The 15921-nt window shown below is 69.3% G+C and carries 14 protein-coding genes, 1 rRNA gene and 1 riboswitch; of the genes, 3 read left to right on the top strand and 12 right to left on the bottom strand.

Annotation, left to right across the window (positions count from 1 at the left end; translation table 11 throughout):
- Window positions 1–453 precede the first annotated feature (453 nt).
- The gene (locus ACFW22_RS15270; protein WP_386403583.1) at window positions 454–1044 is read left to right on the top strand and encodes a hypothetical protein; all 591 of its coding nucleotides are present in this window, start codon (window positions 454–456) and stop codon (window positions 1042–1044) included.
- Between the two features lie 331 nt (window positions 1045–1375).
- A complete protein-coding gene (locus ACFW22_RS15265) occupies window positions 1376–1582 on the top strand; it encodes a DUF5999 family protein (RefSeq protein ID WP_041662108.1) in 207 nt (68 codons plus the stop codon).
- 82 nt (window positions 1583–1664) lie between these two features.
- On the opposite strand, the gene gcvP is transcribed toward ACFW22_RS15265, so the two are convergent.
- Window positions 1665–4550, bottom strand: a complete 2886-nt coding sequence (gene gcvP / locus ACFW22_RS15260; RefSeq protein ID WP_386403579.1) for an aminomethyl-transferring glycine dehydrogenase — start codon at window positions 4548–4550, stop codon at window positions 1665–1667.
- A gap of 179 nt (window positions 4551–4729) precedes the next feature.
- A riboswitch (glycine riboswitch) is annotated at window positions 4730–4829 on the bottom strand.
- A gap of 111 nt (window positions 4830–4940) precedes the next feature.
- Here gcvP and ACFW22_RS15255 point away from each other — a divergent pair.
- Window positions 4941–5315, top strand: a complete 375-nt coding sequence (locus ACFW22_RS15255) for a PRC-barrel domain-containing protein (RefSeq protein ID WP_386403576.1) — start codon at window positions 4941–4943, stop codon at window positions 5313–5315.
- Between the two features lie 84 nt (window positions 5316–5399).
- Here ACFW22_RS15255 and ACFW22_RS15250 read toward each other — a convergent pair whose 3' ends face one another.
- From ACFW22_RS15250 to rrf, 11 genes are all read right to left on the bottom strand, one after another.
- Window positions 5400–6812, bottom strand: a complete 1413-nt coding sequence (locus ACFW22_RS15250; RefSeq protein WP_386403573.1) for a DNA polymerase IV — start codon at window positions 6810–6812, stop codon at window positions 5400–5402.
- Between the two features lie 103 nt (window positions 6813–6915).
- Window positions 6916–7539 (bottom strand): MerR family transcriptional regulator, encoded by a 624-nt coding sequence (locus ACFW22_RS15245; RefSeq protein ID WP_386403570.1) that lies wholly within the window; start codon window positions 7537–7539, stop codon window positions 6916–6918.
- 191 nt (window positions 7540–7730) lie between these two features.
- Window positions 7731–8204 (bottom strand): bifunctional nuclease family protein, encoded by a 474-nt coding sequence (locus ACFW22_RS15240; RefSeq protein ID WP_351181094.1) that lies wholly within the window; start codon window positions 8202–8204, stop codon window positions 7731–7733.
- 65 nt (window positions 8205–8269) lie between these two features.
- On the bottom strand, window positions 8270–9019 hold the full coding sequence (locus ACFW22_RS15235; RefSeq protein WP_386403566.1) for a MerR family transcriptional regulator: 750 nt from the start codon (window positions 9017–9019) through the stop codon (window positions 8270–8272).
- 31 nt (window positions 9020–9050) lie between these two features.
- On the bottom strand, window positions 9051–9992 hold the full coding sequence (locus tag ACFW22_RS15230) for an FHA domain-containing protein (RefSeq protein WP_386403789.1): 942 nt from the start codon (window positions 9990–9992) through the stop codon (window positions 9051–9053).
- 81 nt (window positions 9993–10073) lie between these two features.
- Window positions 10074–11072 carry a DUF881 domain-containing protein gene (locus tag ACFW22_RS15225; RefSeq protein ID WP_386403563.1) on the bottom strand — a complete coding sequence of 333 codons (999 nt, stop codon included), beginning with the start codon at window positions 11070–11072 and terminating at the stop codon, window positions 10074–10076.
- A gap of 5 nt (window positions 11073–11077) precedes the next feature.
- A complete protein-coding gene (locus ACFW22_RS15220; protein ID WP_015032176.1) occupies window positions 11078–11410 on the bottom strand; it encodes a small basic family protein in 333 nt (110 codons plus the stop codon).
- A complete protein-coding gene (locus ACFW22_RS15215) occupies window positions 11407–12336 on the bottom strand; it encodes a DUF881 domain-containing protein (RefSeq protein ID WP_386403561.1) in 930 nt (309 codons plus the stop codon). The genes ACFW22_RS15220 and ACFW22_RS15215 overlap by 4 nt, the downstream gene beginning before the upstream one ends.
- Before the next feature lie 100 nt (window positions 12337–12436).
- Window positions 12437–14932, bottom strand: a complete 2496-nt coding sequence (locus ACFW22_RS15210) for a sugar phosphate nucleotidyltransferase (RefSeq protein ID WP_386403558.1) — start codon at window positions 14930–14932, stop codon at window positions 12437–12439.
- A 117-nt stretch (window positions 14933–15049) separates the two neighbouring features.
- Complete coding sequence (locus ACFW22_RS15205; protein ID WP_386403555.1) at window positions 15050–15658, bottom strand: CDP-alcohol phosphatidyltransferase family protein; 609 nt, start codon at window positions 15656–15658, stop codon at window positions 15050–15052.
- A gap of 170 nt (window positions 15659–15828) precedes the next feature.
- Window positions 15829–15921: ribosomal RNA gene (rrf, locus tag ACFW22_RS15200) — 5S ribosomal RNA — on the bottom strand; the annotation flags it as partial.

Genomic DNA, 15921 nt, shown 5'->3' with positions numbered 1-15921 from the left:
CGCCACGACGGCCGCGCGTCTCGGACGATGATGCCCACCCGACTGATCCACAACGCCTGCGGGACCGGCCTGTCGGAGGATAGGCTGGATGAAGCGCTCGACTGGCACATTCCCAGGGCAGGGAACGTCCGACATATTCTCTTGGCACATTCCCCTGAGGCGGCGAAGCAAAATCCGGCCGTCCCCCGCGAGGAAAAATCCGCAGGTCGGAGTGACGCCACCTTCTGGATTCCCTTGCAACTCCCTTTCTTTTCGACCGGATGACACCTTGCCAGGAGTATCCGCGGCACCTAGCGGAAACACTCTGTGAACACTTGTCGTATAAACTCCGCGGACGAGGCAGAGTGTTGGCGCCCGGCCATGGCCCCATGGCCCCTCTCTGGCCCCGCCGTCGACAGCGCCGTCGTACCTGCCCACGCTTCACCGTGTCTCCTGAGTGAGAGGCGTCCCACCATGCTTCGACCTTCCCCGGCCCCCGCGCCGGCCCTGCGTAGCGTCCTCGCGGCCCTCGGTTCGCCGACCGCCGTCCGCGAGCCGCGGACTCCCGCCCTGCGCGCCGCACAGGGACCGCTGAGCCCCCAACACCCCCTGCCCGTGCACGTCCTCGGCGTCACCGGGACACCGGGGCTCGCCCCCCGGGCCCAACTCACCGGCTGGCGCTTCCTCATCAGCGACGGGGACCGGGCCATCGCCGCCGCGGACACCATGCTCACCCCGGACGGCTGGTCGTTCTCGCACTTCTTCGAAGGACCGTACGTCCCCTCCATGGAGCGGGCCCTGCTCCAGGCCCAGTCGCTGCCCGTCGCCTACCGGCCGCGCCTGCTCTCCGTTCCGGAGCTCTACATGCTGACGCTGTGGTTGCAGCCCGGCCCGGAGGCGGAGGCGACGGAGGACGCCCCGGCGGCAACCGATCTGATGGTGCCCCTGGCACCCGCACCACCGGGCATCGTGGCCCACCAGTCCTACCGGTTCGCCGAGCTCCTGCTCGTCCTGAGCACGCGCCTCGCGCCGCCGCCGCTCCTGGGCTCGGGGGCGCCCGCCTGAGCCCGGCGCCCCGCGCCGCCGCCCCGTGACCCGGCCGGGCCACGGGGCGCACTGACGTCCGGGCGCGCCGCCCGAACACCCTGTCCGAACATTCCTCCCGGACGGACTAGCCCGCTGGGACCACCCCGAACCATCCGAAGGGACCCTGTAGTTGGCCTGAACCGCCCCTGCGGGTGATGCGTCTTCTCCGCAGAGGACGAGCTGACGTGAAATACCTGCGGAAGCGCGTCCGTGGGGCAACACTGTGACCGGAAGCAACCTACCGACGGGGGCGGCCATGAGCGCGCAGAGCCGCAGGACATCCACCACGACGCAGCGAAAGAACCCACCCATGTGCCAGCACCAGCCTGCCTGTCCCACCGCCGACTCAGCTGACCGCGAGGCGGCCCGACTGACGGCGCACCACCCGGAACAGGGCTGGAGCCTGCTGTGCAACGGCGTCCTCCTGTTCGAGGACACCGGCGAGCTGCTGCCGGACGGACAGATCATCGCCCCGCACCGGCCGCTGACGGCGGGGCAGGTGACGACGGCCGCCTGAAAGCGCCCGGAGGGGACGGGCGGGAAGCGAACGCCGAGGGCCGGCCCGGAGAAAAACCTCCGGGCCGGCCCTCGCATCGTGATCAGTTGTCGTACTCGTCCAGCGGCGGGCAGGAGCAGACCAGGTTCCGGTCGCCGAAGGCACCGTCGATGCGGCGCACCGGCGGCCAGTACTTGTCCGCGACCGAGACGCCGGCGGGGAAGACCGCCTCCTCGCGCGTGTACGGGTGGTTCCACTCGCCGCCCAGTGCAGCCGCGGTGTGCGGGGCGTTGTGCAGCGGGTTGTCCTCGCCGGGCCACTCGCCGGAGGCGACCTTCTCGATCTCGCTCCGGATCGCGATCATCGTGTCGCAGAAACGATCGAGCTCGGCCAGGTCCTCGGACTCCGTCGGCTCGATCATCAGGGTGCCGGCCACCGGGAAGGACATCGTCGGCGCATGGAAGCCGTAGTCGATGAGGCGCTTGGCGATGTCGTCGACGGTGACGCCGGTCGCCTTGGAGAGCGGACGCAGGTCCACGATGCACTCGTGGGCGACCAGACCGGCCGGACCGGTGTAGAGCACCGGGTAGTGCGGCTCCAGGCGCTTGGCGATGTAGTTCGCCGCGAGCACGGCGACCTGGGTGGCGCGCTTGAGGCCTTCGCCGCCCATCAGCCGCACGTACGACCAGGAGATCGGAAGGATGCCGGCGGAGCCCCACGGGGCGGCCGAGATCGGGCCGACACCGGTCTCCGGGCCCGCGGTGGGCTGGAGCGGGTGGTTCGGCAGGTACGGCGCGAGGTGGGCGCGCACGCCGACCGGGCCGACACCGGGGCCACCGCCGCCGTGCGGGATGCAGAAGGTCTTGTGCAGGTTCAGGTGGGAGACGTCTCCGCCGAACTTGCCCGGCTTGGCCAGACCGACCAGTGCGTTGAGGTTGGCGCCGTCGACGTACACCTGACCGCCGGCCTCGTGGACCTCGGCGCAGATGTCGGCGACGTGCTCCTCGAACACTCCGTGCGTGGACGGGTAGGTGATCATCAGCACGGACAGCTCGTCGCGGTACTGGGCGATCTTGGCGCGGAGGTCCTCGACGTCGACCTCACCGTCGTCGGCGGTCTTGACGACGACGACCTTCATGCCGGCCATCACGGCGGAGGCGGCGTTGGTGCCGTGCGCGGAGGACGGGATGAGGCAGACGGTGCGCTGCTCGTCCCCGTTGGCACGGTGGTAGGCACGGACGGCCAGCAGACCGGCGAGCTCGCCCTGGGAACCGGCGTTGGGCTGGATCGACACCTTGTCGTATCCGGTGACCTCGGCGAGGCGCTCCTCCAGCTCGGTGATGAGCGTGAGGTAGCCCTGCGCCTGCTCGACCGGTGCGAAGGGGTGGATCTGACCGAACTCGGGCCAGGTGACCGGCTCCATCTCGGTCGTCGCGTTCAGCTTCATGGTGCAGGAGCCGAGCGGGATCATGCCGCGGTCGAGCGCGTAGTCGCGGTCCGCGAGCTTGCGCAGGTAGCGCAGCATCGAGGTCTCGGAGCGGTGCGCGTGGAAGACCGGGTGGGTCAGGTACGCGTCGGAGCGCAGCAGACCGGCGGGAACGGAGTCCTCGACGACGGCGTCCAGGGCCTCGACGTCGGCGGTCACGCCGAAGGCGCCCCAGACGGCCGCGATCTGCTCGCGTCCGGTGGTCTCGTCGCAGGAGACGTACACCAGGTCGGCATCGGCGCGGTGGAGGTTCACCCCGGCCTCGCGGGCGGCGGCGACGACCTCGTCGGCCTTGCCGGGCACGCGGACCGCAAGGGTGTCGAAGAAGGAGCCGTGCACGACCTCGACGCCACCGGCGGTGAGGCCCGCGGCGAGGATCGCGGCGTACCGGTGGGTGCGCTGCGCGATCTGCTTCAGGCCGTCGGGACCGTGGTAGACCGCGTACATGCCGGCCATGACGGCGAGCAGCACCTGGGCCGTGCAGATGTTGCTGGTGGCCTTCTCGCGGCGGATGTGCTGCTCGCGGGTCTGCAGGGCCAGCCGGTAGGCGCGATTGCCGTCGGCGTCGACGGAGACGCCCACCAGACGGCCGGGCAGGGAGCGGGCGTGCTTGTCCTGGACGGCCATGTAGCCGGCGTGCGGGCCGCCGAAGCCCATCGGCACGCCGAACCGCTGGGTCGTGCCGACGGCGATGTCGGCACCCAGCTCGCCGGGCGGGGTGAGCAGCGTCAGAGCCAGCAGGTCGGCGGCGACCGTGACGATCGCACCGAGCTCGTGGGCGGCGTCGACGAGCGGCTTGATGTCGCGGACGGCACCGGAGGCGCCCGGGTACTGGAGCAGCACGCCGAAGACGCCGCGCTCGGCGACCTCGGCGGGAATGCCCCCGCTCAGGTCGGCGACGACGACCTCGACGCCGGTCGGCTCGGCACGGGTCTCGATGACGGCGATGGTCTGCGGCAGGGCGTCGGCATCGACGAGGAAGACCCCGTTCTTGACCTTCCCGACGCGCCGGGAGAGCGCCATGGCCTCGGCTGCGGCGGTGCCCTCGTCGAGGAGGGAGGCACCGGAGGTCGGCAGACCGGTCAGGTCGGCGACCACGGTCTGGAAGTTGAGCAGCGCCTCGAGGCGGCCCTGTGAGATCTCGGGCTGGTAGGGCGTGTAGGCGGTGTACCAGGCCGGGTTCTCCATCACGTTCCGGAGGATGACCGGCGGGGTGAAGGTCCCGTAGTAACCGAGGCCGATCATCGGGGCGAGGACCTGGTTGCGGTCGGCGAGCGAGCGGAGCTCGGCGAGGACCTCGGCCTCGGTGCGCGCGCCCGGCAGGCCCAGCGCCTCGGCGTTCTTGATCACGTCCGGCACCGCGGCGGCCGTGAGCTCGTCGAGCGAGCCGTAACCGACCTGGGCGAGCATCTTGGCCTGGGCTTCGGCGTCGGGCCCGATGTGCCGCTGCTCGAACGGGATGCCCTGTTCGAGCTCGGAGAGCGGAATGCGGTTGGCGGTCATGTACGGAGGCCTCCTGGTCGTCACGACCTGCGAGGGGCACCACGGCGCGGGTACCCGGACGGCCTCCCCCTCTGTCATCTCAACCTGAGAGCTTCACCGGCACGCCTCGCGGCACGCCGGCTTTCACCGTCGGTGAGAGCGGAATGCCGTCGGACATCCGCCCTGCTTTCCAGAGTGACCTCGTCCGCGCGGTACAGGGGCCTGAGAGATTCCGGGGAGGATTTGCTCCTTCGGCGCCCACCGGAAGGTTTTTCCGGGGGACTCTCCCGCACGGGGTCGGCAGCCACAACCAGCCTACCAGCGAGGTTGCGACTCCCATCGCTCAAGTGGCCGACATCCCAGATGTGCCTTTTCGTAGGTGTAGGGCAGTTGCGACCAGTTGGAGGGACCGTGCAGACCGATATCGATCCGCGCAGCCTGATAGGCCGCAAGGCGTTCGACCGCAGTGGGCACAAGATCGGAACCGTGGACGAGGTGTACCTGGACGACGCGACCGGGATTCCGGAGTGGGCCGCGGTCCGCACGGGCCTGTTCGGCCGGGACGCCTTCGTCCCCCTGGAACCGAGCGACCTTCTCGACGACGGCCTCCACGTCCCGTACGAGCGGGCCCTCATCAAGGACGCCCCGGACTTCGGGGTGGGCCGCCACCTCTCCCCCCAGCAGGAACTCCAGCTCTACCGCCACTACGGCCTCGCCCTGCCGCCCCCGCCCACGGACGCCCCGGACAAGGACTTCGGCCGCCTGGCGGGCCAGGACGGCTCCTGAGACCGCGTCCCGCGGCGGCATCCGCGGGGTTGCTGCCGCCGCGGGGCGCACAACCGACCGCCGTCGGGTCCGCCCTCCCCCGCATCACGGCACCGCGCCCCCCGGCACCAGCGGCACGGGCTCCGCGGGCACCAGCTCAGGGTCGTCCACGGAGAACGTCCGCACCCTGCCCGGCGCGGACCACGGCTCCTCGAACCGCACCGTGACCCTGCCGAGCCCGCTCCCCTGGACCCAGCCGGCCCCGTACACCGCGTGCCGCACGTCGTGTCCGGGCGACCAGTGCCTCTCCACGGTCCCCGCGGCCCCGGGCCCGGCCGCTTCCTCGACGGTCGCACCGGGGCCTCCCGCGGTCCCCGGTTCCTCCGCACCGGGACCTTCCCCGACGCCCTCCCCTCCACCGGGCTCCGCGCCGGCACCCGCCTCGGCCTCCGCCTGGGCGAACAGGTCCTCCTGCGTGTAGTCGGCGAGCCCGCTCACCCCCACCCCCAGCAAGCGCACACCCCCCGTCGTGTCCACGGCTTCGAGCAGCCGTCCGGCGGCCTCCCGCACCACGCCGGGGTCATCCGTCGGCCCCCGCAGCGTCTCGGACCGGGTGAGCGTCGAGAAGTCGTAGCGCCGCACCTTCAGGACGATGGTCCGTCCCGAGTGCCCCGAGGACCGAAGCCGCCCCACGCAGCGCTCCGCAAGCCGCTCGACCTCGGTCCGGATCCGCACCCGGTCGTGGAGGTCCACGTCGAAGGTGTCCTCGACGGACACCGACTTGGCGTCCCGCTCGGCCACCACGGGCCGTTCGTCGTGCCCCTGGGCCATCCGGTACAGCGAGGCGCCGTGCGCCCTCCCCAGCAGCCGCACGAGCTCGTCCTCACCCGCTTCCGCGAGGTCGGAGACGGTGGCCATCCCGGCACGCCGAAGGTGCTCCCCGGTGGCCGGACCGACCCCGGGCAGGATGCGTGCCGACCGCGGCCCGAGGAGCTCCTTCTCGGTCCCGGGCTCGATGACGACGAGCCCGTCCGGCTTGGCCTCCTCCGAAGCGATCTTCGCGATCATCTTGGACCCGGCCAGCCCCACGGACCCGGTGAGCCCGGTCGCCGCGAGGATGTCGTCCCTCAGCCGCTCCCCCGCGGCCCGTGCGCCCGCGCTGTCGTCGGCGACGCCGCCGGCTTCGAGGTCCACGAAGGCCTCGTCGAGGCTCAGCGGCTCCACGAGCGGGGAGAGCTCGCGGAGCAGCTCCATGACCCGGTCGCTGATCGACCGGTAGAAGGCGAAGCGCGGCACGAGGTACGCCGCGTTCGGCGCCAGCCGCCGCGCCTGCCCCATGGGCATGGCCGAGTGGACTCCGAAGCGACGCGCCTCGTAGGAGGCGGTAGCGACCACCCCCCGTGGTCCGAGACCACCGACCACCACGGGCTTTCCGCGCAGGCTGGGCTTCGCCGCCTGCTCGGCAGCGGCGAAGAAGGCATCCATGTCGAGGTGCAGGATCGTGGGCGCGGATCTCACGGTCCCGATGCTGCCTCACACCACTGACAACGGCGGGGCCGATCGCTCCGCACCGGAGCGGCCGTCGGATGACCGGGACCCTTCCCTGGACGTCCCACCGGGGTCAGACGGCTCTGTCACGCCGCCGTCGTGCCAGCTCATCGCCCGGATTGTGCCTGATCAGCGTCTCGCCGGTGTCGATCCGCTCCCCGTGCAACTGCGAGAGCGCCGCCTCGACATCACGCCAGACCACGCCGACGGCGATGCCGAAGACTCCCTGTCCCCCCTGGAGCAGGTCGACCACCTCGTCGGGCGACGAGCACTCGTACACCGTGGCCCCGTCGCTCATCAGCGTCATCCGCTCCAGATCCTGGAAGCCCCGGGCGCGCAAGTGCTGCACGGCGGCCCGAATGTTCTGGAGGGCCACCCCGGTATCGAGGAAACGCTTGACGATCTTCAACACGACGACGTCGCGGAAGCTGTACAACCGTTGCGTCCCCGACCCGTAGGCGGGCCGCACGCTCGGTTCCACGAGGCCGGTGCGCGCCCAGTAGTCCAGCTGTCGGTAGGTGATCCCGGCTGCGGCGCAGGCCGTGGGGCCGCGGTAGCCGATCGCTTCTCCGGCCGGCCCCGTACCGCCGTCCGTGCCCGTTCCGAAGTCGCCCACACTGCCGTGAAGCGGATATGGACCGCTCCCTCCGGACGCGTGCCCGAGGGAGCTCCCTGCCCTACCGTCCGCGCTGCTCATCACGCCGACCCTCCGTCCTTGACCTGCCCACACGAAGGTAGGCAGTCACTCGGGGTGCGTCAACGATCGCCACACTCGGCACGCCGAGTGATAATCACCCTGAGAGTGGTTTCGCGTGCCCCTCTCCGGGAAAGGCTAGTCGAATGGTCTGACAGCACCCCACGAACGGCCTCGGGCCACGCCGCCCCGTTTCACTGGTTGCTGCTCCCGAAGTCCTCTGGCGAGATCTGGTCGAGGAACTCGCGGAACTTCTCCACCTCGTCCTCCTGCTCGTCCGGGATCGCGATGCCCGCATCGTCCAACACGCCGTCGCTGCCGAAGATCGGCGTCCCGGTGCGGAGGGCCAGCGCTATCGCGTCCGACGGCCGCGCACTCACCTCGACGCCGCTGGCGAAGACCAGCTCGGCGTAGAAGACGCCGTCACGCAGATCCGTGATGCGGACTTCGGTGAGCTCCTGCCCCACGGCCTCCAGCACGTCCTTGAAGAGGTCGTGCGTCAACGGTCGCGGAGGGGCCATCCCCTGCTGGGCGAAGGCAATCGCGGTCGCCTCCCCCGGTCCGATCCAAATGGGGAGGTAGCGATCGCCTCCCACTTCGCGCAGGAGCACGATCGGCTGGTTGGAGGGCATTTCCACGCGGACACCCACAACGTCGAGCTCGTTCACACAGCAACCCTAGGACGTGCCCGACCGGTTTGGATAGTCGGGCCCCCTCACGGTCGCATTCCGATTCACTGCAACCGAACGCCCAGGGCGGTCTGGACGAGAGCCGCGTGCAGTCGCACCGACTGGGCGGCGAGCTCCTTGGCGGTGGCCTCCGCATGCGCCCTGGTCTGCGGGTTGCGGTGGCGCCGCAGGGGCGCGACGACCTGCTCGATCAGTCCCGCCTCCCGGTCGGCAGCCGCCTTGACGGCCCTCAGGTGGCGGGGTTCCAGACCGAACCTCCCCAAGCCCGCAACCAGCCTGGCGACGATCACCGCCTCGGCGTCATAACCGCCGCCCTCCGCCTCGGCGATCAGGCCGTACGACTCCCACTCGGCGAGTTCCGTCTCGGTCACCTCGGCGGCGGCGATCAGCTCGGCACGCCCGATGCGACTGACGGTCGACGGCTCCACCACCGCATCCTGCTCCCAGGACCCCTCGAGGGGGTCCCGCCGACGCCCGGGTGCGGGAAGGCTGACCTGCTCCCCCCTCGCAAGGGCGTCGAGGTGCTCGCGGATGACCTTCAACGGAAGGTAGTGGTCCCGCTGCATCCGCAGGATCTGGGCCAGTCGCTCCACGTCCTGCGGACTGAACTTGCGGTATCCGGAAGCCGTCCTACGGGGCTCGACCAAGCCCTCGGCCTCAAGGAACCTGATCTTGGAGATCGTCACTTCGGGAAATTCGTCGCGCAACTGGTTCAGCACCGTGCCGATGCTGACCAGCCGGTCGCCCGCAGTGGCGGTGCCGGACTCGGCACCGCCCGTCGGTGTTCGCAGCATGAACCTTCCCTGAAGGGGATTCCCCGAGGCGTCACACGCCTCGCTGGCTCGAGTAGAAGACCAACCGGTACTTCCCGATCTGCACCTCGTCGCCGTTCGACAGGACGACCGAGTCGATCGGCTCGCGGTTGACGTACGTGCCGTTGAGGCTGCCGACGTCGGAGACGGTGAAGCTGCCGTCCTGGGCCCGCCGGAACTCGACGTGCCGCCGGGAGACCGTGAAGTCGTCCAGGAAGATGTCGCTCTGCGGATGACGGCCGGCCGTCGTCAGTTCGCTGTCGAGCAGGAAACGGCTGCCCGAATTCGGGCCCCGGCGCACCACGAGGAGCGCGGAACCGGGCGGAAGCGCCTCCACTGCCGCCAACGCCTCGGGCGAGAGCGAGGGCAACTGCGTCTGGCCCGTGATCTCCGCTTCATAGGCCTCCAGGCCCGAGATGGAGATCGTCGACGTCGTCTCCGACGCACGCTCAGCGGCAGCCCCGCCCCGCAGCGGCGTACCGCAGTGGGAGCAGAAGCGGCTGTCGGCCGTGTTGCGGTGACCGCACCTCGTACACACCGGCATGGACGCGTCCTCCTGCCGCGGTTGCCCCGCGGAGGTCTGTGTCGCGTACGGGTCGGGGGTAAACCCTCCACCCGTACTTGAGGTTGATGGTTCCCCGAAACCTATGCGCGCGGCCCCGGTGGGGTCAACAGAAGACGCGCCCTGCGCGCCCGAAATGTCACCGCCCGGACCCTCGATCTCGTCACGGAAGAGCGGGCGTTCGCCACCCTGCTCCTCGCTCTGGGCGTGGCGCGACGCGGCGTGCCTGGCGTTGCCGCCGTCCTCGCGTGCGCTCTTGCCGAACAACTTCCCAAACAACTTCACGGGCGATTCCCCTTGACCGAAACAGACCCGCCCGTGGGGCAGGACGAACCGAGATCCTTCACACCTGCCGACCCGGACACCTTCACAACGTCCGTATCCTCCGGACAGTTTCCACCACGCACCACCCTTGTGGTGCGCCGACCCCCCGCAACGACTTGCGCTTGTCGCGGGCCCCGCCTCATATCCTTCTCACTGCGATGACGACTGAGCGTAGTCAGGCCGCTTCGCGGGTCGCAAGGCGTCGACGACGATCTTCGACGCTTGCTCCACCGTGGCCGTGGCCTGCTCCTTCTCCAGGGTCTGCACGACGCCACCGGGGATGTTGAGCGCGGGCTCAAGATCCTCGGGCTTGCCGATGACCTTGAAGACGTACGGAGCGGTCACGTTCGTTCCATCGATCTGCATGTCTTCACCGCTGCCGGTGAAATAGCTGTCCGCGACGACGCGGACACCGTTCACCTGGATCGCCTCTGCCCCTGCCGCACGCAGCTCCTGGATGGCATCGAGCAGCATGTCGGACTCGACGGCCCCGGTGGGGTCACCGATGGTCAGGGTGATGCCCGGGCCTTCGGCCATGACGGTACCGGCCAGGATGCCGAGCTGCCGTTCCCTCTCCTGGGTCTGCTTGCGGGCCTCTTCGGCCTGGTCCGAACTGGACTCCAGCTCGGAGCGCTGCTTCTCCAGACGCGCCTTCTCGTCCTCGAGGCGCTGTGTGCGGTCGTCGAGTTCGTCGAGGATCCTCACCAGGTCCTCTCTCCGGGCCCCGCGCAGCGCACTGTTGTCGCTCGTCGAGGAGACCTGGATGGCCAGGCCGAGACCGAGGACGAACAGCAGGAGTGCCACGACGAGTTGGGCCCGGGTGATGCGCGGCGGCCACAGGGCGGCGGCCAACCGCCGCCGTCCGCTCGGCTCGACCGGTTCAGAAGCGTGGGCAGGGGCCGGCTCAGCAAGCGGCTCGGACGCCACGACCGGTTCGGGTGCCCGGACGGCCTCGGGTGCCGGCTCGGGCTCCTGGACGTCCGGCTTCTTCCTCTCCGGCTCTGCGGCCGCGGGCTCTGCGGCCGCGGGCAGCGCCGCACCGGACGCCTCGCCCCCGGGCTTCTCCGGGTTCCCCTCGGGCTTCTCCGGGTTCCCCTCGGGCTTCTCCGGGTCTTCGGGCCGCTCGCGGTCCTGTGGGTTCTCGCTCATCGGCCTCACGCCCGGAAGACGTGACGTCGGATGGCAGCCGCATTGGAGAAGATGCGGATGCCGAGGACGACGACCACGCCGGTCGACAGTTGTGCGCCCACGCCCAGCTTGTCGCCGAGGAAGACGATCAGTGCGGCCACGACCACGTTGGAGAGGAAGGAGACCACGAAGACCTTGTCGACGAAGATCCCGTCGAGCATGGCCCGGAGGCCGCCGAAGACCGCGTCGAGGGCTGCGACCACGGCGATCGGAAGATAAGGCTCGACCACCGCCGGAACCTCGGGACGGACCAACAGTCCGACCACCACTCCGACGATGAGGCCCAGTACGGCGATCACGATGTGCCCTTCCCTGTGTCTGCCGCGGCCCGGCCGGAGGGCGTCGCCACCCCGGCCCCCCTCGGCTCTGCGGTACGTACGGTCAGGCTAGGTGCAGCCGGAAGGCTCACGTCGCCCTCGACCGAGATCCGACGCCTGATCCCGAAGTTCTCCACGAGCGCGTGCAGGTACTGCCCGTCAGCGCTGTCCTGGAACGCGGTGCTCAGCCGCGGTCCGTCCCCGATGGCGAGGACGGTGTAGGGCGGCACCAGAGGCTTGTTGTCGACCAGTATGGCGTCACCGGCGGCCCGGATCGCAGAGAGCGATGTCAACCGCTGCCCGTTGATCGCGACCGCCTCGGCACCCGACTCCCAGAGTCCGTTGATCACCCGCTGCATGTCCCGGTCACGAACCCGACCCGTGTCGGAGAAGCCCGTGCTCTCCCGCGGCCCGCCGCCACCGGTGTCGGTCCCCTTGGCGTCGTCGATGACGAGTTTCACTCCCGGGCCGTGCACGGGGGTTCCGCCCGAGAGCAAGGTCACCAGCTCGGCCTGGTCGCCGCCGTGCTGCTGCAGTGCCTGCCGCTGGCTCCCGCGGACCTCGGCGCCGATCCGCTCGATGTCCCGTTCCAACTGGTCGGCGGAGGACGCCTCCCTTTCGATCCGGTCGATCAGGTCCTGCCGCTCCTTGGCGACGACGGGCGCGGAGATCCGCGCCTCGGCCGCCCCGACGGTGACCACGACGGCGGCGAGCATGAGTCCCGCGGCGACGCCCAGCTTGGAGCGGATGCTGCGGGACTCTTGGGTGCCCTCGGCCGTACGCCGGGCCGTCGCCTCCGCGTAACCGTCGTCGAGCGCGTGGTCGATCACGTTGTTCAGCAGCGACATGGACGCGTCCGGGCGCGGCGGCTGTGAACCGGTGCTCCGAATGGGGGGCTGCTGCGACATGCCGCACATCGTCGCACGTCGTGCGCCCTACCGCCGAATGGCCCCTCCACGGGGTCGGGCGGCTCCCTCCCGGGTGCCGCCCGACCGATGGTCCGGCCGCTCAGCCACCTGCGCTGTCGACGACCGCGGCCCACTCGTCCAGGAGGGCTTGTGCGGAAGCGTCGTCAGGCCCCTCCGCCCACAGATGGGTGACGGCCTCGGCGGGGTCGGGCAGCACCATCACCCAGCGCCCGTCGGCCTCGACCACCCGGACCCCGTCCGTGGTGTCCACGGACCTGCTGCCCGCGGCCTCGACCACCCGACGCATGACCAGCCCCTTCACCGCCCACGGGGTCGCGATGTCCTTCTTCAAGACGTGCGCCCGCGGGATCCGGGCGTCGATCTGGCTCAGGGTGAGCTGTGTCCGCGCCACCAATCCGATCAGACGCACGAAGGCGGCGGCACCGTCGAAGACACTGCTGAATTCGGGCACGATGAAGCCTCCGCGCCCGTCTCCGCCGAAGATCGTCGAGTCTTCCCGTCCGACCCTGGTGAGGTCATCGGGCGAGGTGGTCGTCCATTCCACCTGGGTGCCGTGGTAGGCGGCGACCTGCTCGGCGATTCGGGTCGTCGTGACCGGCAGTGCAACACGCCCGGAGCGCCGCTCGGCGGCCACCAGGTCCAGCATCACCAGGAGCGCCCTGTCGTCCTCGATGATCCGCCCGCGTTCGTCCACGAGCGAGAGCCGTTCGCCGACGGGGTCGAACCGCACGCCGAACGCCGCCCGCGCCGAGGCCACGATCTCCCCCAACCGTACGAGACCGGCCCGCCGGCTCTCGGCCGACTCCGTGGGCCGGGACTCGTCGAGCCCCGGGTTGATCGTCAGGGAGTCGACCTGTAGCCGTCCGAGCAGGCTGGGCAGGACGAGACCGGCACTGCCGTTGGAGGCGTCCACGACGACCTTGAGCCCGGCTTCCGCGATGCCGGTGGTGTCGACGTTCCTCAGCAGCGAGCCGGTGTACGAGTCGAAGACGCTCGCGGGGAAGGAGAGGTCGCCGATCTCGCCGGGGAAGGCACGCCGGTACTCCTGCCGGGCGAACACCCGGTCGAGCTTGCGCTGTCCCCCCTGAGAGAGGTCGGCTCCCCTTTCGTCGAAAAACATGATGTCGACGGAGTCCGGCACACCGGGCGAGGTCCGCACCATGATGCCGCCCGCACTGCCGCGCGCGGTCTGCTGCCGCGCGACCGGAAGGGGCACGTTCTCCAGGTCGCGCACGTCGATCGCACTTGCCTGCAGTGCGGAGATCACCGCTCGCTTCAGCGCTCGCGCGCCCCGGGAGTGGTCACGTGCGGTGGTGACGGTCGCGCCCTTCTTCAGGGTCGTGGCGTACGCCCCTGCGAGCCGGACGGCCAACTCCGGCGTGATCTCCACGTTCAGGATCCCGGAGACTCCCCGTGCGCCGAAGAGGTGCGCCTGCCCGCGGGATTCCCAGATGACGGACGTGTTGACGAAGGCGCCGGCCTCGATCGTCTTGAACGGGTAGACCCGGACGTTGCCCTGGACGATCGATTCTTCACCGATCAGGCACTCGTCGCCGATGACGGCCCCGTCCTCGATCCGGGCCGCCCGCATGATGTCGGTGTTCTTGCCGATCACACAGCCCCGCAGATTGCTCTGCTGTCCGACGTAGACGTTGTCGTGGACGACCGCCTTGTGCAGGAAAGCTCCGCTCTTGACGACCACGTTCGAGCCGATGACGGTGTGCTCCCGGATCTCCGAACCCGCTTCCACCTTGGCGTAGTCGCCGATGTAGAGCGGTCCGCGCAGTACGGCTTCGGGGTGGACATCGGCACCTTCCGCGACCCATACCCCGGGCGAGATCTCGAACCCGTCGATGTCGACTTGGACCTTGCCCTCCAGGACGTCCGCCTGGGCCTTCACATAGCTCTCGTGGGTACCGACGTCCTCCCAGTAGCCCTCGGCGACATAACCGTAGATCGGCTTGCCGTCTTTCATCAGCCGGGGGAACACGTCTCCCGACCAGTCGACCGGAACGTCAGCCTCGACGTAGTCGAAGACTTCGGGCTCCATCACGTAGATGCCGGTGTTCACCGTGTCCGAGAAGACCTGGCCCCAGGTGGGCTTCTCCAGGAAACGTTCGACCTTGCCCTCCTCGTCGACGATCGTGATCCCGAATTCCAGTGGGTTCGGTACCCGCGTCAGACAGACCGTGACGAGGGCGCCCTTCTCCTTGTGGAAAGCGATGAGATCGGTCAGGTCGAAATCAGTGAGCGCATCACCGGAGATGACGAGGAAGGCGTCGTCCTTCAACGCCTCCTCGGCATTCTTCACACTTCCCGCTGTACCGAGCGGCTTCTCCTCGTTGGCATACGTGAGCTCCATCCCGAGCTCTTCTCCGTCACCGAAGTAGTTCCTGACGAGAGAGGCGAGAAACTGCACGGTGACGACGGTCTCGTTGAGACCGTGCCTCTTGAGCAGTCGTAGGACGTGCTCCATGATCGGCCGGTTCACCACCGGCAGCAGAGGCTTGGGCATGCTCGAGGTCATGGGGCGAAGGCGGGTTCCTTCGCCACCGGCCATCACGACGGCCTTCATGTCGGAAGCGTCCTCCTTGAAGAGACGACGGTCCTGCCGACTTCACCCGTCTGCTCAGGGACCCTCGGTCATCCTCGTTGTTGCCGGCGACGCTGCTCGACACGGGGACAGACGGGCTCAATCGGTTGCGGTATCCGCCTTCACGAGTCGACGGACCTGGACCACGTAGAGGATCCCTGCCCACCAGTAGAGAGTTGTACCCCATCCGGCGAAGGCCCACCCGAAAACTTCAGCGAGTGACGAAAGCCAGCCCGTTCCGTCACTGAGAAGCAGCAACGGGAACGCATACATCAAGTTGAAAGTCGCAGCCTTCCCGAGGAAGTTCACCTGGGGCGGCGGGTAGCCGTGCCGGCGGAGGATTGCCACCATCACGAGCAGCATGGCCTCGCGCGCCAGGAGGGCGACCGTCAGCCACAGTGGCAGGATTTCCCGCCAGGTGAGCCCGACGAGGGTGGACAGGATGTACAAACGGTCGGCGGCGGGGTCGAGCAGTCGGCCGAGGCTGCTGATCTGGTTCCAGCGTCGCGCGAGTTTGCCGTCGAGGTAGTCACTGATGCCGCTGAGCGCCAGGACGAGAAGTGCCCAGCCATCGCTCTTGGGTCCACCGAACTCAGGGCGGAGGATCAGCCACAGAAACAGCGGCACGCCGACGAGGCGCGCCATGCTGAGAATGTTGGGGATGGTGAGGACCCGGTCGGTCTGAACGCGAGTCTCCTGGACCTCCACCCGGGGGCCTCCTGCTGGAACGGTGCCGACATTGCCCCCCGACCCTACCCTCAGCCACGGAGGCCGGGCGCACAGGGCCCCTCCTCCCCCGAAATCGGCAGGAGGGTTCGGCCCAAAACGCAAAAATGCCTCAGCCCCCGGACCAGGTCCAGGGGCTGAGGCTAAAATTTGTTCGGCGGTGTCCTACTCTCCCACAGGGTCCCCCCTGCAGTACCATCGGCGCTGAAAGGCTTAGCTTCCGGGTTCGGAATGTAACCGGGCGT

The organism is Streptomyces sp. NPDC058872 (genome assembly GCF_042743065.1).
GTDB lineage: Bacteria > Actinomycetota > Actinomycetes > Streptomycetales > Streptomycetaceae > Streptomyces.
The sequence above is the reverse complement of the archived record's forward strand: the minus strand, read 5'-3'. Positions and strand labels throughout refer to the sequence as shown.